This window comes from Streptomyces sp. Tu 3180 (assembly GCF_009852415.1).
GTDB lineage: Bacteria > Actinomycetota > Actinomycetes > Streptomycetales > Streptomycetaceae > Streptomyces.
This window is the reverse complement of record NZ_WOXS01000002.1, coordinates 5,974,325-5,994,253: the sequence shown is the minus strand read 5'-3', so window position 1 is coordinate 5,994,253 and position 19,929 is coordinate 5,974,325. Positions and strand designations below refer to the sequence as shown.

Here is a 19,929-nt window from a genome sequence, read left to right as displayed (position 1 = left end):
CGGACTCCCCCGTTGCTCGGGGCGCTAGCCCTTGACCGCCCCCGTGAGCATCCCCTTCTTGAAGTGCTTCTGGACGAACGGCGACAGGACCGCCACCGGGAGGAGGGCCATGACCATGACGGCCATCTGCACGGCCAGTCCCGACAGCTGACCGGTCTTGATGGCCTGGCCGAGACCGACCGGGGCCTCCTGCTTCTGCACCAGCTGGATCATGACGTTCTGCAGCGGCAGCATGTCCTGGTCGTTGAGGTACAGGGACGCGTTGAACCAGGCGCTCCAGTAACCGACGGCGTAGAAGAGCGTGATCACCGCGATCACCGCCCGGGACAGCGGCATGACGATCTGCCACAGGATCCGGACGTCACCGGCCCCGTCGATGCGGGCGCTGTCGATCAGCTCCTGCGAGATGTTCATGAAGAAGCCGCGCAGGACCAGGATGTTGAAGACGCTGATCGCGCTCGGCAGGATCAGCGCGAGGTAGGTGTCGGTCAGGCCCAGCGACTGCACCAGCAGGTAGGTGGGGATGAGACCGGCGCTGAAGAACATGGTGGCCAGCAGCACCATCAGGATCCAGCGGTGCCCGAGGGAGTTGCTGCGGGACAGGCCGTAGGCGCACAGCACCGACACCGTCATCGAGAACACCGTGCCGACGAGGGTGACGAGCAGGCTGATGACCGTGGCGCGGGTGACCTGGCCGCCGCCGAGCAGTTCCTGGTAGGCGACGAAGGTGATGTCCTGCGGGATCACCACCAGGCCGCCGGCCTCGTCGATGGTCCTGCGCGAGGACAGGCTGGTGACGACGACGATCCAGAGCGGGAACAGGATGGCCAGGCAGGCGAGGAGCAGGACCAGCCCCTTGCCCGCGAGCCCGGCCCTGCTGGGCCTCTCCTCCCACACCGGCCGGGGCGGGGCCGCCCACCGGCCGGGTTTCCCCGCGGACTTGTCGATGACGGCGCTCACTTCTTGTACACCCCCTGCTCGCCCATGAGGTGGGCCACCTTGTTCGCCGCGAGGACCAGACCGAGGCTGATGACGCCCTTGACGAGTCCGGCCGCGGCGGCGTAACCGAAGTCCTGGTTGCGTACGCCGTTCCACCACACGAAGGTGTCCAGCACCTCGGCGGCGCCCGGCCCCACGGCGTCCCGTTGCAGCAGGATCTGCTCGAAACCGACGGTCAGCGCGTCGCCCACCCGCAGCACCAGCAGCAGGGCGATCACCGGGCGCAGCGCGGGCAGGGTGACGTGCCACATCCGGCGCCAGCGCCCGGCGCCGTCCATCGCGGCGGCCTCGTACAGGTCGGGGCTGACCGAGGCCAGCGCGGCCAGGAAGACGATGATCCCCCAGCCCGCGTCCTTCCACACGCTCTGCGCGGTGATCAGGAACTTGAAGGTGTCCGGGTCGGTCATGATGTCGAGCCCGTCGTACCCGTGCGCGCGCAGCAGCTGGGACAGGATGCCGGCACCGCCGAACAGCTGCTGGAAGACGGCGATGACCAGCACCCACGAGAAGAAGTGCGGCAGGTAGAGGACGGCCTGCGAGATCGCCCGGACGCGGGGCCGGACCACGCTGTTGATGAGCAGCGCGAGCAGGATGGGGACGGGGAAGTACAGCACGAGCTGGAGGACGAACAGCACCAGCGTGTTGCGCACGGCGTTCCAGAAGGCGGAGTCCTCGAAGATCCGCTGGAAGTTCTCCAGGCCCACCCAGGGGCTGTTCAGGATGGAGACGACGCCGTTGTCGCTGATGTAGGGGTCGTACTCCTGGAACGCGACGACGTTGCCGAGGATCGGCACGTAGTTGAAGAGCAGCACCAGCAGCACGGCCGGCAGCGTCATCAGCAGCAGCACGCGGTCGCGTCTGAGCCTCACCCGCAGACTCGGTTTTCCGGCGGGTCGCTTCTTCGGGGCCCCGGCGGCGCCGTGCGCCGCCGGGGAGGTCGCCTTCGCTTCGGCCTCGGCACCGGTCCGAGGCACCGTGCTGTGGGACACGGCGGTTCTCCTTGCCTCGGTACCTGCTCAGCCGGCCGCCGAACCGTTCTCGTCCAGGATCTTCCGGTACCAGTCGCGCAGCTCGTCCCCGCCCTTGCTCCTCCATTCGGAGACGGCCTGCTGCACGTCGCTGATCTTCTTGCGGCCGCGGATGACGTCGTCCTCCAGCTGCTCGAAGTCGTTGGAGAGGTTGGTGTAGCGGGCGGGTTCGGTGATCTGCATGCCGTAGAAGGCCGACTTCCTGGTGAAGGCGCCCATCCGCTGCTGCCACTCCACCTGGCCCCGGGCCACCTCGGGGAAGTCGGGGTGGGCGATGGTCGGAGCGGGGCTGGCGATCATCACATAGGCGTTCATCACGTCGATGTTGCCCTGGTCGGTCTTGGTGGGCACACCGTCCTTGACGGTGTAGTGGGTGCCCTCCACGCCGTAGTTGGTGGCCATGTACTCCTTGGTGCCGTAGGGCGCGGCGGTGACGTTGGCGACGGCCAGGACGTCACGGATCACGGCCTCCGGGGCCTTCTTGTTGACGAAGGCGAAGATGCCGGCCGGGTTCTTGGCCCACAGCGTGGGGTCGCCGCCGTCGTGGCCGAAGACGTCCATGCCCCAGATCTCGAAGTCCGGGTTCTGGGTGGCCTGTTCGGCGGTGCGGCTCCACCACTGCGACATGTCCTGGTTGTAGATCAGGAACTCGCCGGCGGCGAACTTGGGTCCGGGGTCGGTCGCGTTGCTCTTGCCCAGCTTGGCGTCGGGGTGCACGACGCCGGCGGCGAACAGCTTGCGGGTCCACTCCAGGGCTTCGAGGTACTCGTCGGTCTCGATGCGGTAGACCAGCTTGCCGTCGACCTGGTTCCAGCCGAGCGACTTCTCCTCGCCGGAGAGCACACCGAAGGCGTTGAAGGCGGTCCACTTCATGTCGAGGCAGGCCCAGCGCTTGGCCCTGGCGTTGGTGGCGTCCTTGGCCAGCTCCATGAACTCGTCGCAGGAGCGGGGGACCTCGTACCCCTCCTTCTCGAAGATGTCCCGGCGGTAGAGCGGCACGATGCCGGTCACGTACGAGGACGGCATCGGCAGGCCGCGCAGCTTGCCGCCGAAGATGGACCGCTGCCAGGCGTCGGTGGGGATCGCCGCGAGGTTCGGGTAGTCCTTGACCGCGTCGCCGGAGAGGTACGGGCCGAGGTCGGCGAACTTGCCGATGATGGCGCTGGGGATCTTGCCCGTCATGTTCCAGCCGGGCACGACCACCACGTCGGGGACGTCGCTGGAGGCGAGGACCGCGCCGAGCTTCTGGTCGTAGGTGTTGCCGTCCTGGTTCTGCCAGACCACGTCGACGCCGATGAGGTCGTTCATCGCCCTGTAGTAGGCGTTGCCGTCCTTGGGAGGGGAGCCCCAGAACGGCGACATGACGGTGACCTTGTTGCCCTTGCCGAGCTTCTTCGGCACCGACGTCTTCAGGTCCGCGAGATCGAGTTTGCCGGTGAAGCCCGCCGCGGAGCCGTTCTTGCTGGGGATGTCGGGGGTGACCACGTTGCTCGCCACGTACGCCGGCAGCAGCTTCTCGGCGTCCTTGCCCGACGTGGTGCCGTCGCGCGAACCCCCGTCGGACCCGCCGCAGGCGGCGAGCAGCGGCATCCCTCCGGCCACCGCCGCGGTGGCGGCCGCCGTGGAGGCGAGGAAGCTTCTCCGGCTGGGTCCGGAGGAGTGGGGGGCGGCGTTCGGCGTCATTGCGTCAACCCTTCATGGCGCACCAGGACACCCGGCGGTGGCCGTCGGCTGCGGTGTCTTCAGTGGAACTGGCTGAGCTGAAGCGGTCGTTGGCGGAGGGTGCGCCGGATGGCGGGCCTCGCAGTCGAAGCGCTTCGATGTTGCTGCGAGGTTAAGTGAACACCTCAAGGCGCACAAGGGTCGCTCCGAAGATTCCTCGGAGGTATGCGCGATCGCGACGCAGCCGTGCACGCCACGGCCTGTCCCGGATCATCCGGATCCGCCGCACCCCGCTCCCTTGACACCCGACCCCACTCCGAATGAGCATCGAAGCGCTTCGAAAGCGCCTCTCCGCTCCATTTCAAGGGGAACCCCACGTGACCGCACCGACGCCGCCCACGCCGCCCTTCCGCGATCCGCGACTGCCGTTCGCGAAGCGCATCGACGACCTTCTGTCACGGCTCACCCTCGACGAGAAGATCGGATTTCTGCACCAGTTCGGGCCGGCCGTCGAGCGCCTGGGCGTCGCGGCCTTCCGCACCGGCCAGGAGGCCCTGCACGGCGTCGCCTGGATGGGCCCGGCGACGGTGTTCCCGCAGGCGGTCGGCCTGGGCGCGACCTGGAACCAGGAACTGGTGCGCCGGGTGGGCGAGGCGGTGTCCCGGGAGACCCGGGCGATGCGCGCCCGGGACGAACGCGTCGGCCTCAACGTCTGGGCCCCGACGGTCAACCTGCTGCGCCACCCCCTGTGGGGCCGCAACGAGGAGGGGTACGCGGAGGACCCGGGGCTCACCTCGGCGATCGCCACCGCCTACACCCGCGGTCTGCGCGGCGACCACCCGGTGTACTGGCGCACGGCGCCGGTCCTCAAGCACTGGCTCGCGCACAACAACGAGACCGACCGCGACACCTCCTCCAGCTCCGTCCGTCCGCGCGTGCTGCACGAGTACGACCTGCGCGCCTTCCGCGACACGGTGGAGGCGGGCACGGCGGCCGGGGTGATGCCGGCGTACAACCTGGTCAACGGCCGCCCCAACCACGTCTCGCCGTACCTGCGCGAGCATCTGCGCACCTGGACCGACCAGGAGCTGCTGGTCTGCTCGGACGCGGGCGCACCGTCCAACCTGGTCGACTCCGAGCACTACTTCGACACGCACGAGGAGGCCGTCGCGGCGGCCCTGCGCGCCGGCGTCGACAGCTTCACCGACCACGGCACGGACGGCTCGAGGACCGTCGCGCGCGTCAAGGGGGCCTTGGAGAAGGGCCTGTTGACGGAGGCCGACATCGACACGGCCGTCCGGCGCCAGCTCTCGGTGCGTTTCCGGCTCGGCGAGTTCGACCCGGACGCGGACCCGTACGCCGGGGACCGGGCCTTCGACACGCCGGAGCACCGGGCGCTCGCGCAGGAGGCCGCCGAGCAGGCGGTCGTGCTGCTCAAGAACGACGGCCTGCTGCCGCTTGCACCGGACACCCGGATCGCGGTCGTCGGACTGCTCGCCGACGAGTGCAAGCTCGACTGGTACAGCGGCACGCTCATCCACCGCTCCACCCCGCTGGAGGGGATCCACGAGCGGTTCGGCGCCGAACGCGTGGAGTTCGCGGAGGGCGTGGACCGCGTCCTGCTGAAGACCGCCGCCGGGACGTTCCTGCACGTCCCGCCCGCGCCCGACGCCCCCGGGGCGGCACGCGGCGCCGAGGGCGCCCTCGACCCCGCGCTGCTCGCCGGCCGCACCGACCTGCCCCCGCTCACCGCCGGCCCGGACGGCACCGGACTCGCCCTGGTCGACTGGGGCGGGGGCGTGCTCACCCTGCGCGCCCCCGACGGCCGCTACCTCTCGGTCGCCGAGGACGGGTACGTCCGCGCCTCGGCCGACCAGCCGGGCGGCTGGATCGTCCAGGAGACGTTCCGTCTGGAACCGCACGGGGACGGTCACCTCCTCAGGCACGTGGGGACAGGACGCCACGTGCAGGTCGCCGCCGACGGCGTGAAGGTTGCCGAGGAGGACCCCGAGGTCTTCGAGGTGGTCGTCGTCGAGCGCGGAGCGGACGCGGTGGCCCGGGCCGCGGCCCGGGCCGACGTGGTCGTCGTGGTCGCGGGCAACGACCCGCACATCAACGGGCGCGAGACCGAGGACCGCACGACGCTCCGCCTGCCCGCCCAGCAGGAGATGCTGCTGCGCGCCGCCCGCGCCGCGAACCCGCACACGGTGCTGGCGCTGGTCTCCGCCTACCCGTACGCGGTCGACCCGGCGGACCTGCCGGCGGTGCTGTGGAGCGCGCACGGCGGGCAGGCCGCGGGCACCGCGCTGGCCCGGGTGCTCGCCGGTGACGTCTCCCCCGCCGGCCGGCTGCCGCAGACCTGGTACGCCGACGACGCCGACCTGCCGGACCTCCTCGACTACGACGTGATCGGCAGCCGTCAGACCTACCTGTACTTCGAGGGCACGCCGCTGTTCCCCTTCGGCCACGGCCTGTCGTACGCGGCGTTCTCCTACGGAGCGCTGACGGCCCGCGCCGGCGCGACGGCGGTGCGCGTCTCCTTCACGGTCACCAACACCGGGGACGTCACCGCCGACGAGGTGGCCCAGCTCTACACGCGCGCCGTCCGGGCGTCGGTCCCGCGTCCGCGGCGCGAGCTGGTGGCCCACCGGCGGGTGACCCTGGCGCCCGGGGAGACGGCCGAGCTGTCCTTCGACGTCCCGCTGTCCGCCTTCGCGTTCTGGGACGTCGCCGTGGGCCGGTGGCGCGTCGAGCCGGGCCCGTACGAGCTGCTGGCCGGCGCCTCCAGCGAGGACGTCCGGCTCCGTACGACCGTCACGCTCGACGGCGAGCCCACGCTCCCGCGCCCCGTCCTCGACCGCGGCCTGGACGCCGCCGGCTTCGACGAGCAGAGCGGCACGCAGATCGTCGACCGCAGCAGGACGGCCGGTGACGCGGTGACCGCCGTGGGCGGCAAGGACGGAGAACTCGTCTTCCGCCGCTGCGACTTCGGCGGCGGCCTGTCGGAGGTGAGCGTGGAGGTGTCCGGCGAGGGCACGGTCGAGCTGTCCCTCGACGGCGGACCGGTGCTCGCCGCGCTGTCACCGCGGTCGCCCTCGGCGGACCGGTACGCCTACGTCACGCTCACCGCGCCCGTCACCGCCGCCGTGGACGGCGTGCACGACGTGCGCCTCGGACTGCGCGGCCCGCTGCGGCTCGCGCGGGTCGGCTTCTCCGGTTGAGGGTCCGGACGCGGCCGGCACGAAGAAGGGGCCCGGCACCGATGTCCTCGGTGCCGGGCCCCTTCGGGGTCCGCGGGGGACGGCTCCCGGCGGCTGCTACAGGGCGAGGCCGGTCAGGACCATCACACGCTCGTACGTGTAGTCGTCCATCGCGAACCGCACGCCCTCGCGGCCCACGCCGGACTGCTTGGCACCGCCGTACGGCATCTGGTCGGCGCGGTAGGAGGGCACGTCGCCGACGACCACACCACCGACCTCCAGGGCGCGGTGGGCCCGGAAGGCGGTCTGCAGGTCGTGCGTGAACACGCCCGCCTGGAGGCCGTACTTGGAGTCGTTGACGGCGGCGAAGGCGGCGGCCTCGCCGTCCACCTTCTGCACGGTCAGGACCGGCCCGAAGACCTCCTCGCAGGCGATCGTCGCGTCGGCCGGCACGTCGGTGAGCACGGTCGGCGCGTAGGAGGCGCCGTCGCGCTTGCCGCCGGTGAGGAGGGTGGCGCCGGCCTCGACGGCCTCCTGCACCCAGGCCTCGACGCGCTGCGCGGCGTCCTCGCTGACCAGCGGGCCGACGTCGGTGGCGTCGTCGCTCGGGTCACCGGTGACCTGGGCCTCGACGGCGGCGACGATGCGCGGCAGCAGCCGGTCGTACACGGAGGCGTCGGCGATCACGCGCTGCACGGAGATGCAGGACTGGCCGCCCTGGTAGTTGGAGAAGGTCGCGATGCGGGTCGCCGCCCAGTCCAGGTCCTCGTCGCTCGCCCAGTCGGCGAGGACGACGGCCGCGCCGTTGCCGCCGAGCTCCAGGGTGCAGTGCTTGCGCGGCACCGAGTCCATGATCGCGTAACCGACCTTCTCGGACCCGGTGAAGGAGATCACCGGCAGCCGCTCGTCCTGGACCAGGGCGGGCATGCGGTCGTTGGGGACGGGCAGGATGCTCCAGGAGCCGGCGGGCAGCTCGGTCTCGGCGAGCAGTTCACCGAGGATCAGCCCGGACAGCGGGGTCGCCGGGGCCGGCTTGAGCACGATCGGCGCACCGGCGGCGATGGCCGGGGCCACCTTGTGGGCGCACAGGTTCAGCGGGAAGTTGAACGGCGCGATGCCGAGCACGACGCCCTTGGGGAAGCGGCGGGTGAGGGCGAGCCGGCCCTGGCCGCCGGCGTCGGTGTCGAGCCGCTGGGCCTCGCCGCCGTTGAACCGGCGGGCCTCCTCGGCCGCGAAGCGGAACACGGAGACGGCCCGGCCGACCTCGCCGCGCGCCCACTTGATCGGCTTGCCGTTCTCGGCGGAGATCAGCCGGGCGATCTCCTCGGTGCGCTCCACGAGCCTGCGGCTGACGTGGTCCAGGGCGGCGGCGCGGACGTGGGCGGGGGTGGCGGCGAACTCGCCCCGGACGGCGTACGCGGCGGCCACGGCCTCCTCGACCTGGGCGTCGGTGGGCACGCTCACGGTGCCGACGACCCGGCCGTCCCAGGGGGAGGTGACGTCGAAGGCGGCCTCGCCGGTGGACCGGCGGCCGGCGAGCCAGAAGGCGTGGGTGGAGGTCATGTGGAGTCCCGGCCCTTCCGCGTTGGGGGTGTGTACGTGGTTGCTGGGTCCACGGTAGGGCGGGGAGCGCCGGGGGGAGTTTGGCCGAGTCGTAGTGGTGGGGACGTGGGGGTTCGACGGATTGGCGGGGTGGGGCGGTGGCACGGGCTCACCGGGTCCGCCCCCGCCGCCCCTTGCCTTCCCGTCCCCCGGGGGCCGCGCCCCGGACCGCCGCTTCGGCCCCGGACGGACCTCGTCCCCGGCCTCCCCCGGCCCCGCAGGCAGCGGCGGCCCCGGACGGGCCGGCCGGTTCACTCCGGTGCCGTCGCCTTGAGGGCCAGCCACAGTTCCATGCGGACGTCCGGGTCGTCCAGGGAGCGGCCGAGGATCTCCTCGACCCGGCGCATGCGGTAGCGCAGGGTGTGGCGGTGGACGCCCAGGTCGGCCGCCGCCGCGTCCCACTGGCCGTGGCGGGAGAGCCAGGCGCGCAGGGAGGCGACGAGGTCGCCGCGTCCGGTCGCGTCGTGTTCGCGCAGCGCGCGCAGCAGCCCGTCGGCGAACGCCCTGACCGCGTCGTCGGCGAGCAGCGGCAGGACGGACCCGGCGGCCATCCGCTCGTGCTCCACCAGCACCCGGCCCCGTCGCCGGGCCACCGAGAGCGCCTGTTCGGCCTGCTTGTAGGCGGCGGACGCGGCGATCGGTCCGGCCGGCGCGGACAGCCCGACGACCAGGTCGTCCTCGTCGGCCTTGCGGGCCGCCTCCCGCGCGCCGGCGTGGTCGCAGCAGGCGGCCACGGCGGCACCCCCGTCGGCGGCCAGGACGACGAGGCGGTCCTCCCCCTCCGGCACGACCAGGACGGCCTCGCCGGAGCGGGCGGCGGCGGACTCGGCGACCTCGGCGAGGGCTCCGAGGGCGTCGCCGTTCGCCTCGCCCCGGGCGGCGACGATGATCCGGAACGGCGCGTCCAGGAGGCCGCCGTACAGGTCCCCGGCCACCGCGCGGGCGTGGTCCGGCTCCCCGGCGAGCAGCATGCGCAGGACGGCGGCGCCGACGCGCTGCTCGGCGGCGTGCAGGGAGCGGGAGCGTTCCGTGGTCAGGGTGAGCAGGGCGATGGCGGAGTGCACGGCGTACCGCTCGGCGGTGCCGAGGGCCGCGGCCGTGCCCACGGCGAGCGCGGCCCGGGGGCGCCGGCCGGTGCCCAGGGAGTGCAGCTCGACCCGGTCCTCGTTCTCCGGCCCGGCCACGACCGAGGAGGCGGGCGCGGGCCGCTCCCGCAGCCGCTGGACGTCCGCGGTGAGCCGCGCGGCGCGGCGCCCCGCCCACTCCGGTGCCGTGGCGACGACGGCGCCCGAGGCGTCGTAGAGCGCGGTCCACCCGTCGACCTGGGAGGCGAGCGCGGCCAGCAGCCCCTCCGGCCCTTCGGTCAGCGCCTGCTTGGTCAGTTCCCGCTGGGCGGCGAAGCCCGCGGTCACCGCGCGGTACTGGTCGGCGGCGATGGCGGCGGACACGGCCTTGCTGATCGCGAGGAAGGGGGTGCGGCGCGGCACCTCCAGCAGCGGCAGCCCCTCCTCGCGGGCCGCGTCGACGAGGGCGTCGGGGATGTCGTCGTAGTGGACGCCGACGGCGAACCCGAGCCCGACGACCCCCGCCTCCGCCAGCCGCTTCACGTAGCGGCGCATCGCCTCCCGGTCCTCCGCGTCGAGCTTGAGCGCGGTGATCAGCAGCAGTTCCCCGCCCTCCATGTAGGGCACGGGGTCGGCGAGCTCACTGGCGTGCGCCCAGCGGACCGGCACGTCGAGGCGGTCCTCGCCCGCGCGCACGGTCAGCTTGAGCGCGGAGTGGTGGACGAGCGAGGCGAGCGTCGGGGGCATGGGGCCTTCAGGTCGGTGGACGTCGGAGGGGACCGCCGGGTGGGAGGTTCGGTGATCACGGTGATCTTTTGGCCGCCGCGTATGAACGACCTGTGTCGATTCTGCCTCACCGTACGGTCCCCGCGTCACCGCGCGTCCGCGCCGCCCGGCCCGCCGGCTCAGTCCCGCAGGTCCACCAGCAACGGCGGCGCGTGCTCCCCCTCGACGGTCGTCAGTGACAGCACCGCGTGCCCCGGCGGCACTGCGTGCGCCAGTTCCGACGCCGACCACCGCTCCCGTTCGACCTGCCGCACGGTGACCGCGTCCGTGGTCACCGCCTTGCCCGTCACCAGCTTGCGCAGCGCGTGGAAGGCGCGGGTCATCGGCTGGTCGGCGAAGACCGTGTGCCGGGCGACCTCCGTCGTCTCCACCCACTCGGTGCCCCAGGCCTGCGCGAACCGGCTGCCGTCCCAGGTGGTGACGCCGCAGAAGGCCATGCGGCAGCCCACCGCCCCGTAGAGCGGGCCGTGCAGCGCCTCGGGGACGTCGCCGATGGAGCGCAGGGCGAGCAGCACGCCCGCGTTCTGCGAACGCAGCCGCTGGATGCGGCGCACCGACTCCGCGGTGACCGTGCCCGTCGCGTCGTCCAGGACCAGACAGGCGAAGTGCGCGCGCCGGCCCTCCCGGACGACGGCGTGGAACTGTGCGAGGACCAGCCGGGCGATCAGCCGGCCGGCCTCCTCGTGGCCGCGCTCGGGCAGGTCGATCCGCACCCGCAGGGGGTGGTGGGCGACCGCCCGCAGGGAGAACGGCCGGCCCGGACCGCCCCCGCCGAGGAAGTCGGCGAACACCGGGCGGTTCAGCAGCGCCAGCCGGTCGGCCAGGGCCCGGCCCGCGTCACCCGGCGTGCCCGTCTGCCGGGCGCGCGCCTCGAGCTCGCGGCGCATGACGTCGTTGCCGCGCGCGGTGAGCGCCTCCCGCAGCGGGGCCAGCGTCCGCTCCTCGCCCTCCAGCAGCTCGCGCAGCTCCGGCAGCGAGGGGAAGCGTCCGTGCACCGCCCGGAAGGGGCCGAGCAGCTGCGCCAGCGCGGTGGCGGCGCCCTGCGCGCCGACCGTGTCGAGGTCGCCCACCAGCGCCTCGGCGAGGATCGCGGCCGCCTCGTCCGGGTCGTCGGACTCGGCGTACGGGTCGAGGTCGTGCACCGAGGACGGGTCGCCGATCCGCACGATCACGTCGAAGGCGTCGTCCGCGCCGAGCGGGCTCCCGGGGGCGGAGACGGCGACGACGGCGCAGCGCCCGGCGAGCGCCTGCAGCGCGAGCGCCTCGGTCACCGGCTCGACGAGGGCGCGGGTCTTGCCGGACCCGGAGGGGCCGACGGCCAGCAGCGAGGTGCCGAGCACCTCCGGGCCGAGGGCCGCCCCGGCGCCCTGGTACGGCTGCGGGGCGCGCTCGGCCGCCACCCAGCGGCCGATGCGCACCTGACCGGCGAGCAGGTCGTGGCGGGCGGTGCGGCGCGGCAGGTCCCGGGCTCCGGAGGGGTGCGTCCAGGCCGCGCCGCCCTGGCGCAGGACGGTGTCGCGGAAGGCGTCCAGCGTGGCGCCGCGCCGGGCGGCGGCGAAGGCGTGCTCGATGCGGGTGCAGTCGACGTCGTTCATGCGGTCACCGGTGACCTCGGCGGTGAGCAGCTCGGCGGCCTCGTGCTGGCCGGCGTCGCGCAGGGCGGGCCACTGGGAGCGGGGACGGACGGGCGCGGGGGTGCCGGGGGCGGTGCCCGCCCGGCGGGCGGTGAGCCGCTCCTTCGCGTACGGCCACCAGGCGCCGAGGCGGGCGAACGGCCACACCACGAGCAGCGTGACGACCGCGTACAGCGTGTTGGTGAAGGAGGGGGAGGTCATCGGCTCGTAGCTGCCGGAGACCAGCACGGTCAGGGAGAGCAGCGGATCGACGACCGGCACCGCGGACCATCCCGCGCCGGGGAAGGCGTCGGGGAAGACGAGGCTGAGGGCGAACAGGGCGAGGAGGGCCGCGATCAGGGCGCGTGCCGGCTGGGGCCTGCGGCCCACGTAGTGGCGGACGATGGCGCGCCAGCTGCCGAGCACGGCCACCGCGAGGACCAGCACGGCGAAGGAGACGCCTTCGTAGACCACCAGGGCCTCCGCCCCCGGGGACGGCACCGCCCGCCCCTCGAACACCTTGGGCGAGACCACCGTGCCGCCCCACCACCAGTCGTCCGGCGTGAACATCCGCAAGGGGGCGAACTGGTACGAGGTGACGCCGCGCCGCCACAGCGACCACACCACGGCCGCCAGGGCGAGCGGGACCAGCATGCCGGCGACCGTCACCGGAGCGAGCCTTTCCTGCGTCCGCTTCGGCGGGCGGTAGCCGTACCGCCAGATCCCGGGCCGGGCGGCCGGCCGCGCCGTGTCGAGCCAGGCGGCGACGGTGGACGCGGTCCGGGGGACCTGTCCGGGCACGAAGGGCGCGTCCGGTGCCCGACTCGGCCGAGGCGGCACCGCGGGCGGCACGGGATCCGCCTGCGTACCCCGCGTGTCCCGGGTTCCGTCGCTGTCCATCGCCTTGCCCCCTGAGCAACCGCTCCGTCCACCGTCAGCGAGTCAATCTAACGCCCCGGCAGGGCGAGTTCACCGCTCACGCGCCGGGTCCGGCCCCGGTGCGGTCCCGGCCGCCGCGCCGGGGCCCCGCCGCCGCTATGTCCACCGCGGACAACCCGGCCCCGCGGACAACGCCCACATGGAGCATGCCCAGCTCCCTCCCGCCGCCCTAGCCTGCGAGAAAAGAAGGAAAAAGCGTCCGTTACACCCCAGGAGCCCCGCATGACCGCACTTCCGCAGGAGCGCCGCGTCGTCACCGCCATCCCCGGCCCGAAGTCGCAGGAGCTGCAGGCCCGCCGTACCGCCGCGGTCGCCCAGGGCGTGGGCTCCGTGCTGCCCGTGTTCACCGCCCGGGCCGGCGGCGGGATCATCGAGGACGTCGACGGCAACCGGCTGATCGACTTCGGTTCGGGCATCGCCGTGACCTCCGTCGGCGCCTCCGCCGAGGCCGTCGTCCGCCGCGCCTCCGCCCAGCTCGCCGACTTCACGCACACCTGCTTCATGGTCACGCCGTACGAGGGGTACGTGGCCGTCGCCGAGGCGCTCGCCGAGCTGACGCCGGGCGACCACGCCAAGAAGTCCGCGCTGTTCAACAGCGGCGCCGAGGCCGTCGAGAACGCCGTCAAGATCGCGCGCGCCTACACCAGGCGGCAGGCGGTCGTCGTGTTCGACCACGGCTACCACGGCCGCACCAACCTCACCATGGCGCTGACCGCGAAGAACATGCCGTACAAGCACGGCTTCGGCCCGTTCGCGCCCGAGGTGTACCGCGTCCCCGTCGCCTACGGCTACCGCTGGCCGACCGGCCCGGAGAACGCGGGCCCCGAGGCCGCCGCGCAGGCCATCGACCAGATCTCCAAGCAGGTCGGGGCCGAGAACGTGGCCGCGATCATCATCGAGCCGGTGCTCGGCGAGGGCGGCTTCATCGAGCCGGCCAAGGGCTTCCTGCCCGCGATCAGCGAGTTCGCCCGGGACAACGGGATCGTCTTCGTCGCCGACGAGATCCAGTCCGGCTTCTGCCGCACCGGCCAGTGGTTCGCCTGCGAGGACGAGGGCATCGTCCCGGACCTGATCACGACCGCCAAGGGCATCGCCGGCGGTCTGCCGCTGGCCGCCGTCACCGGCCGCGCGGAGATCATGGACGCCGCGCACGCGGGCGGTCTGGGCGGCACCTACGGCGGCAACCCGGTGGCCTGCGCGGGCGCGCTCGGTGCCATCGAGACGATGAAGGAGCTGGACCTCAACGCCAGGGCGAAGAACATCGAGGCGGTCATGAAGTCCCGCCTCACCGCCATGGCGGAGAAGTTCGACGTCATCGGCGACGTCCGCGGCCGTGGCGCGATGATCGCGATCGAGCTGGTCAAGGACCGCGCGACCAAGGAGCCGAACCCGGAGGCGACCGCCGCGCTGGCCAAGGCCTGCCACCAGGAGGGCCTGCTGGTCCTGACCTGTGGCACCTACGGCAACGTGCTGCGCTTCCTGCCCCCGCTGGTCATCGGCGAGGACCTGCTGAACGAGGGCCTGGACATCATCGAGCAGGCGTTCGCGCGCATCTGAGCCGGTATCGGGGCAGGTGAGCCGCCCCGGTCCGGCGGACCGGGGCGGAACGGCAGAGCGTGTGAAGAACGTGTGCGGGGTGGATGACAGGAGCCCGTTGCCCCTGTCGTGGGTCCCTCCCCTGCCGTAGGTTCTACCGCGATGAGAGATACACCCCGCCCGCAGGGGACTGTGGGCGGTACAGGACGAGGCCTCCCCAGCTTCGACCTGGTCGTGCCCTCGCGCACACAACCGGAGCCCGAAGGTTCCGGGTCTCCTCACGATCGGACGGTCGCCCGCCCCACACCCCCCGGGGCGTGCGGCGTTCCGGTCCGGACGGCCGCCCAGGCTTGACGGCACGCCGTTCATCGAAGGGCCGGCGCACACCCCCCCTTGCGCCGGCCCTTCGGCGTGCCGTGCCCCGGCCTGCGAAGCTGTGCACCATGGTGTTGCTCGGACCGCCCCTCCTCCTCTTCGCGCTGATCACCTGGCAGGTCGTCGACGACGGTCCGCTGGTGGGCCTCGACGAGCGGCTGAGCAGGGCCCTGGTCCGTCCGGACCGGGCCTCCGAACTGCTCGCCGACCTCGGCAACGTGCAGGTGGCCGTGCCCGTCCTGGCGGTCGCGCTGGCGTACGTCGCCTGGCACGGGCGTGCCGGAGGCCGGGACCACTGGTGGCTGCCGCCCGCCGCCGGGGGCGCGGCGATGGTCCTGGTGCCGGCGCTGGTCGTGCCCCTGAAGGAGTGGACCGACCGCCCCGGCACCCCGGCCGTGCCCCCGGCGGTCGGCTACTACCCCTCCGGCCACACCGCGACCGCCGTCGTGGCGTACGGCGCGGCGACGTTGCTCCTCCTCCCGCTGCTGCGCTCGGCGGCGGTGCGTCGCGCGTTCGTCCTGCTCTGCTCCGCCCTCGTCCTGGGCGCCTCCTTCGGGCTGGTGCGCCGGGGCTACCACTGGCCGCTGGACGTGGCGGCCAGCTGGTGCCTCGGGGCGGCACTGCTGATCGGTCTGTGGCTGCTGGTCGGCCGAACCGGCGTCCTCGTCCCCGCGGACGGGAGGAGTCCCCGTCCGCCGCGCCGGTGAGAGCCGCGGTGCCGGACGGGTTCCCGCCGCGGCGGGACGGGTCCCGCCGTCCGCTTCCCTCAGCTGTCGAAGCCGAGGCCCAGCCGGTCCATCGTCCGCAGCCACAGGTTGCGGCGCCCGCCGTGCGCGTCGGCGCGGGCCAGTGACCACTTGGTGAGGGCGATCCCGGTCCAGGCGAAGGGCTCCGGCGGGAACGGCAGCGGCTTCGTGCGGACCATCTCCAGCTCCGTGCGCTCGGTCCGCTCCCCCGCCAGCAGGTCCAGCATCACCTCGGCGCCGAAGCGGGTGGCGCCCACGCCGAGCCCCGTGTAGCCCGCCGCGTACGCCACCTTCCCCGCGTGCGCCGTGCCGAAGAACGCCGAGAAGCGGGAGCAGGTGTCGATCGCGCCGCCCCAGGCGTGGGTGAAGCGCACGCCCTCCAGCTGCGGGAAGCAGGTGAAGAAGTGCCCGGCGAGCTTGGCGTAGGTCTCCGGCCGGTCGTCGTACTCCGCGCGCACCCGGCCGCCGTACGGATAGACGGCGTCGTAGCCGCCCCACAGGATGCGGTGGTCGGCGGAGAGCCGGAAGTAGTGGAACTGGTTGGCGCTGTCCCCGAGGCCCTGGCGGTTCCGCCAGCCGATCGACGCCAGCTGCCCGGCCGTCAGCGGTTCGGTCATCAGGGCGTAGTCGTAGACCGGGACGGTGTAGGGGCGGACCCGTCTGACCAGGCTGGGGAAGACGTTGGTGCCGAGGGCGACCGCGCGGGCGCGGACCCGTCCGTACGGGGTGCGCACGGCCATGCCGGCGCCGTACGGCTTCAGGGTGAGGGCGGGGGTGTGCTCGTACACGCGCACCCCGAGTTCGCGGCAGGCCCGCTTCAGGCCCCAGGCGAGTCTGGCCGGGTGGAGCATCGCCACGCCCCGGCGGTCGTACAGGCCCGCCCGGAAGGTCGGGGAGTCCACCTGTTCCCGTACGGCCCCGGCGTCCAGGTACTCGATGCCGTCGGCGAGGCCCCTGGCGCGGATCTCCTCGTACCAGTCCCTGAGTTCCCGGGCCTGGTACGGCTCGGTGGCGACGTCGATCTCGCCGGTGCGTTCGAAGTCGCAGTCGATGGAGTGGCGGGCGACCGCCTCCTCGATGGCGTCGAGGTTGCGGGCGCCCAGCTCCTGGAGCTTGTGGATCTCCTCCGGCCAGCGGCTGAGTCCGTTGGGCAGGCCGTGGGTGAGGGAGGCGGCGCAGAACCCGCCGTTGCGGCCCGAGGCGGCCCAGCCCACCTCGCGGCCCTCCACCAGCACCACGTCCCGCCCGGGGTCGCGTTCCTTCGCGGTCAGCGCGGTCCACAGCCCGCTGTAGCCGCCGCCGACGACCAGCAGGTCGCAGGTCTCGGGGCCGGTGAGGGCGGGTTCGGGGCCGGGCCTGCCGGGGTCGTCCAGCCAGTAGGACACCGGCCGGGCTTCGGAGAGGGATTTCGTCCAGCGGCTCATGGCGCTCGGGGCCATGATTTCAACTCCCTACGGGGGACTGCGGTCCGTTTTCTATGCCTTCTGCCGGTTGCGGCGCCTGCCGACGGCCATGGAGACCAGCACCAGGAGAACGGCGATGACGAACATGGCCGTACCGATGACGTTGATCTGCACGGGGGTTCCGCGCTGCGCGGAACCCCAGACGAACATCGGGAAGGTGACGGTCGAGCCGGCGTTGAAGTTGGTGATGATGAAATCGTCGAAGGAGAGCGCGAAGGCGAGCAGCGCGCCCGCCGCGATCCCGGGGGCGGCGATCGGCAGCGTGACCCGGACGAACGTCTGGAACGGGCCGGCGTAGAGGTCCTGCGCGGCCTGCTCCAGCCTCGGGTCCATCGACATCACGCGCGCCTTCACGGCGACCACGACGAAGCTGAGGCAGAACATGATGTGGGCGATCAGGATCGTCCAGAAGCCGAGCTGCGCGCCCATGTTGAGGAACAGGGTGAGCAGCGAGGCCGCCATGACCACCTCGGGCATCGCCATCGGCAGGAAGATCAGCGAGTTCACGGCGGAGCGGGCGCGGAAGCGGTAGCGGACCAGCGCGAAGGCGATCATCGTGCCGAGCAGGGTGGCGCCGAGCATCGCCCACAGCGCGATCTGGAGGCTGAGCGTCAGCGAGCCGCACAGCCCGGAGACCCCGCAGGGATCCCGCCACGCCTCGGTGGAGAACTCCTGCCACTCGTAGTTGAAGCGCCCCTTCGGGTTGTTGAAGGAGAACACGGTGACGACGACGTTCGGCAGGAGGAGGTACCCGAGGGTCAGCAGTCCCGCGATGACGACGAGATGGCGCTTGAGCCAGTTGACGAAGGCCATTTAAACCAGGTCCTCCGTCCCGGACTTGCGGATGTAGAGCGTGACCATGATGAGGATGGCGGCCATCAGGATGAACGAGAGCGCCGCGGCCGTCGGGTAGTCGAGGATCCGCAGGAACTGCGACTGGATCACGTTGCCGACCATGCGGGTGTCGGTGGAGCCGAGCAGGTCCGCGTTGACGTAGTCGCCGGTGGCGGGGATGAAGGTCAGCAGCGTGCCGGAGACCACGCCCGGCATCGACAGCGGGAAGGTGACCTTGCGGAAGGTCGTCGACGGCCTGGCGTACAGGTCGTTCGCCGCCTCGTGCAGCCGGGGGTCGATGCGCTCCAGCGAGGTGTAGAGCGGCAGGACCATGAACGGCAGGAAGTTGTACGTCAGGCCGCAGACCACCGCGAGCGGGGTGGCGAGCACCCGGTCGCCGGCGGTCCAGCCGAGCCAGGCCGTGACGTCCAGGACGTGCAGGGCGTCCAGGGCGCCGACCACCGGTCCGCCGTCGGCGAGGATCGTCTTCCAGGCCAGCGTGCGGATCAGGAAGCTGGTGAAGAACGGCGCGATCACCAGGATCATGATCAGGTTCCGCCAGCGTCCCGCCCGGAAGGCGATCAGGTAGGCCAGCGGGTAGCCGAGCAGCAGGCACAGCACCGTCGCGGAGGCGGCGTAGAGGACCGAGCGGACGAACTGCGGCCAGTACTCGGACAGCGCGTCCCAGTAGGTGGCGAAGTGCCAGGTGACCTCGTAGCCCTCCTCCAGGGAGCCCGTCTGCACGGACGTGGAGGCCTGGTAGATCACCGGCAGCGCGAAGAACACCACCAGCCACAGCAGACCGGGCAGCAGGAGCAGGTACGGCGTCCAGCGGCCGCGTCTGCGCGGCGGTTTCCCCTCCGGGGCGGGCGCCAGGGGTGGCGCCTCGGTGACCGTGGCCATCAGGCGACCTCCTCCTCGACGGTCTCCACCCCGGCGTCGATGTCCTGGGCCGCGTCCAGGCCGAAGGTGTGCGCCGGGTTCCAGTGCAGGACCACCTCGGCGCCGGGCACCAGCCGGGCGTCGCGGTCGATGTTCTGGGCGTAGACCTCGAAGTCGGAGCAGACCGGGCTGTCGACGACGAACTGCGTGGAGACGCCGATGAAGCCGGCGCCGGTGATGCGGCCGGTGATCCGGTTGCGGCCCTCGGGTATCCCGCCGGCGTCGTCGGCGTGGGTGAGGGAGATCTTCTCCGGGCGCACGCCGACCAGCACCTTGCCGCCGGTCGTCACGGGGGCGCTGTTGCGGGCCTCGGGCAGGACCAGCTTGCCGCCGCCCGCCTTGAGGACGATCTCGTCGCCGGACCTGGTGTCGACCTCGGCCTCGATGAAGTTGGAGGTGCCGAGGAAGTTGGCGACGAAGGTGGTGCGCGGGTTCTCGTACAGGTCGGTGGGCGAGCCGAGCTGCTCGACCCGGCCGGCGTTCATCACGGCGACCGTGTCGGCCATGGTCATGGCCTCCTCCTGGTCGTGCGTGACGTGCACGAAGGTGATGCCGACCTCGGTCTGGATGCGCTTGAGCTCCAGCTGCATCTGGCGGCGCAGCTTCAGGTCGAGGGCGCCGAGCGGCTCGTCGAGCAGCAGCACCCTGGGGTGGTTGATGAGCGCGCGGGCCACCGCGACGCGCTGCTGCTGGCCGCCGGAGAGCTGGTGCGGCTTCTTGCGGGCCTGCTCGCCGAGCTGGACCAGCTCCAGCATCTCCTCGACCTGCTTCTTCACGCTCTTGATGCCGCGCCGGCGCAGACCGAAGGCGACGTTCTCGAAGATGTCGAGGTGCGGGAAGAGGGCGTAGGACTGGAAGACCGTGTTCACCGGCCGCTTGTACGGCGGCAGCGCGGTGACGTCCTGGTCGCCGAGGTGGACGGTGCCCGCGGTGGGCTCCTCCAGGCCGGCGATCATCCGCAGGGTGGTGGTCTTGCCGCAGCCGGAGGCGCCGAGCAGGGCGAAGAAGGAGCCCTCCGGCACGGTCAGGTCGAGGGGGTGCACGGCGGTGAAGGAGCCGTACGTCTTGCTGATCCCGGTGAGGCGGACGTCCCCGCCGCCGTTGCCGGCCGTGGTGGTGTCTTTGGTCGTCTTCATCTCG

At 72.5% G+C, this 19,929-nt stretch carries 13 protein-coding genes; 3 read left to right on the top strand and 10 right to left on the bottom strand.

Features of this window, described 5'->3' with window-relative positions; genetic code table 11:
- Positions 1-24: 24 nt before the first annotated feature.
- From GL259_RS27915 to GL259_RS27905, 3 genes are read right to left on the bottom strand one after another with little or no spacing between them, the layout of a single operon-like run.
- Positions 25-960, bottom strand: coding sequence for a carbohydrate ABC transporter permease (locus GL259_RS27915; RefSeq protein WP_159536054.1), 936 nt, complete (start codon positions 958-960; stop codon positions 25-27).
- A complete protein-coding gene (locus tag GL259_RS27910) occupies positions 957-1,988 on the bottom strand; it encodes an ABC transporter permease subunit (RefSeq protein WP_159536053.1) in 1,032 nt (343 codons plus the stop codon). Before GL259_RS27910 ends, GL259_RS27915 begins: the two co-directional genes overlap by 4 nt.
- Positions 1,989-2,015: 27 nt before the next feature.
- Positions 2,016-3,710, bottom strand: a complete 1,695-nt coding sequence (locus GL259_RS27905) for an extracellular solute-binding protein (RefSeq protein ID WP_159536052.1) — start codon at positions 3,708-3,710, stop codon at positions 2,016-2,018.
- A gap of 356 nt (positions 3,711-4,066) precedes the next feature.
- On the opposite strand from GL259_RS27905, the gene GL259_RS27900 reads away from it, so the two are divergent.
- Positions 4,067-6,910 (top strand): glycoside hydrolase family 3 C-terminal domain-containing protein, encoded by a 2,844-nt coding sequence (locus tag GL259_RS27900; protein WP_159536051.1) that lies wholly within the window; start codon positions 4,067-4,069, stop codon positions 6,908-6,910.
- 96 nt (positions 6,911-7,006) lie between these two features.
- Here the strand turns inward: GL259_RS27900 and GL259_RS27895 are convergent, their stop codons facing one another.
- The 3 genes from GL259_RS27895 to GL259_RS27885 all read right to left on the bottom strand — a co-directional run bounded on the left by GL259_RS27895 (position 7,007) and on the right by GL259_RS27885 (position 12,854).
- Positions 7,007-8,452, bottom strand: coding sequence for an aldehyde dehydrogenase family protein (locus GL259_RS27895; protein ID WP_159536050.1), 1,446 nt, complete (start codon positions 8,450-8,452; stop codon positions 7,007-7,009).
- Between the two features lie 290 nt (positions 8,453-8,742).
- Positions 8,743-10,302, bottom strand: coding sequence for a PucR family transcriptional regulator (locus GL259_RS27890; protein WP_159536049.1), 1,560 nt, complete (start codon positions 10,300-10,302; stop codon positions 8,743-8,745).
- A gap of 158 nt (positions 10,303-10,460) precedes the next feature.
- Complete coding sequence (locus GL259_RS27885; RefSeq protein ID WP_159536048.1) at positions 10,461-12,854, bottom strand: ATP/GTP-binding protein; 2,394 nt, start codon at positions 12,852-12,854, stop codon at positions 10,461-10,463.
- 261 nt (positions 12,855-13,115) lie between these two features.
- On the opposite strand from GL259_RS27885, the gene gabT reads away from it, so the two are divergent.
- Both gabT and GL259_RS27875 read left to right on the top strand, forming a co-directional pair.
- A complete protein-coding gene (gene gabT / locus GL259_RS27880) occupies positions 13,116-14,450 on the top strand; it encodes a 4-aminobutyrate--2-oxoglutarate transaminase (RefSeq protein ID WP_159536047.1) in 1,335 nt (444 codons plus the stop codon).
- 422 nt (positions 14,451-14,872) lie between these two features.
- Positions 14,873-15,511 carry a phosphatase PAP2 family protein gene (locus GL259_RS27875; protein WP_159536046.1) on the top strand — a complete coding sequence of 213 codons (639 nt, stop codon included), beginning with the start codon at positions 14,873-14,875 and terminating at the stop codon, positions 15,509-15,511.
- Between the two features lie 59 nt (positions 15,512-15,570).
- Here GL259_RS27875 and GL259_RS27870 read toward each other — a convergent pair whose 3' ends face one another.
- Genes GL259_RS27870 through GL259_RS27855 form a run of 4 tightly spaced genes read right to left on the bottom strand, consistent with a single transcriptional unit; the run spans position 15,571 to position 19,925 of the window.
- The gene (locus GL259_RS27870; RefSeq protein ID WP_159536045.1) at positions 15,571-16,989 is read right to left on the bottom strand and encodes an FAD-dependent oxidoreductase; all 1,419 of its coding nucleotides are present in this window, start codon (positions 16,987-16,989) and stop codon (positions 15,571-15,573) included.
- A gap of 36 nt (positions 16,990-17,025) precedes the next feature.
- The gene (locus tag GL259_RS27865) at positions 17,026-17,826 is read right to left on the bottom strand and encodes an ABC transporter permease (RefSeq protein WP_159536044.1); all 801 of its coding nucleotides are present in this window, start codon (positions 17,824-17,826) and stop codon (positions 17,026-17,028) included.
- The gene (locus GL259_RS27860; RefSeq protein WP_159536043.1) at positions 17,827-18,750 is read right to left on the bottom strand and encodes an ABC transporter permease; all 924 of its coding nucleotides are present in this window, start codon (positions 18,748-18,750) and stop codon (positions 17,827-17,829) included.
- Positions 18,750-19,925, bottom strand: a complete 1,176-nt coding sequence (locus GL259_RS27855; protein WP_159536042.1) for an ABC transporter ATP-binding protein — start codon at positions 19,923-19,925, stop codon at positions 18,750-18,752. The genes GL259_RS27860 and GL259_RS27855 overlap by 1 nt, the downstream gene beginning before the upstream one ends.
- Positions 19,926-19,929 lie beyond the last annotated feature (4 nt).

Coding starts and splice junctions, on each gene's coding strand:
- GL259_RS27905 (WP_159536052.1), bottom strand. CDS start 3,710: ATGACGCCGAACGCCGCCCCCCACTCCTCCGGACCCAGCCGGAGAAGC.
- GL259_RS27895 (WP_159536050.1), bottom strand. CDS start 8,452: ATGACCTCCACCCACGCCTTCTGGCTCGCCGGCCGCCGGTCCACCGGC.
- GL259_RS27890 (WP_159536049.1), bottom strand. CDS start 10,302: ATGCCCCCGACGCTCGCCTCGCTCGTCCACCACTCCGCGCTCAAGCTG.
- GL259_RS27885 (WP_159536048.1), bottom strand. CDS start 12,854: ATGGACAGCGACGGAACCCGGGACACGCGGGGTACGCAGGCGGATCCC.
- gabT (WP_159536047.1), top strand. CDS start 13,116: ATGACCGCACTTCCGCAGGAGCGCCGCGTCGTCACCGCCATCCCCGGC.
- GL259_RS27875 (WP_159536046.1), top strand. CDS start 14,873: ATGGTGTTGCTCGGACCGCCCCTCCTCCTCTTCGCGCTGATCACCTGG.
- GL259_RS27870 (WP_159536045.1), bottom strand. CDS start 16,989: ATGGCCCCGAGCGCCATGAGCCGCTGGACGAAATCCCTCTCCGAAGCC.
- GL259_RS27865 (WP_159536044.1), bottom strand. CDS start 17,826: ATGGCCTTCGTCAACTGGCTCAAGCGCCATCTCGTCGTCATCGCGGGA.
- GL259_RS27860 (WP_159536043.1), bottom strand. CDS start 18,750: ATGGCCACGGTCACCGAGGCGCCACCCCTGGCGCCCGCCCCGGAGGGG.
- GL259_RS27855 (WP_159536042.1), bottom strand. CDS start 19,925: ATGAAGACGACCAAAGACACCACCACGGCCGGCAACGGCGGCGGGGAC.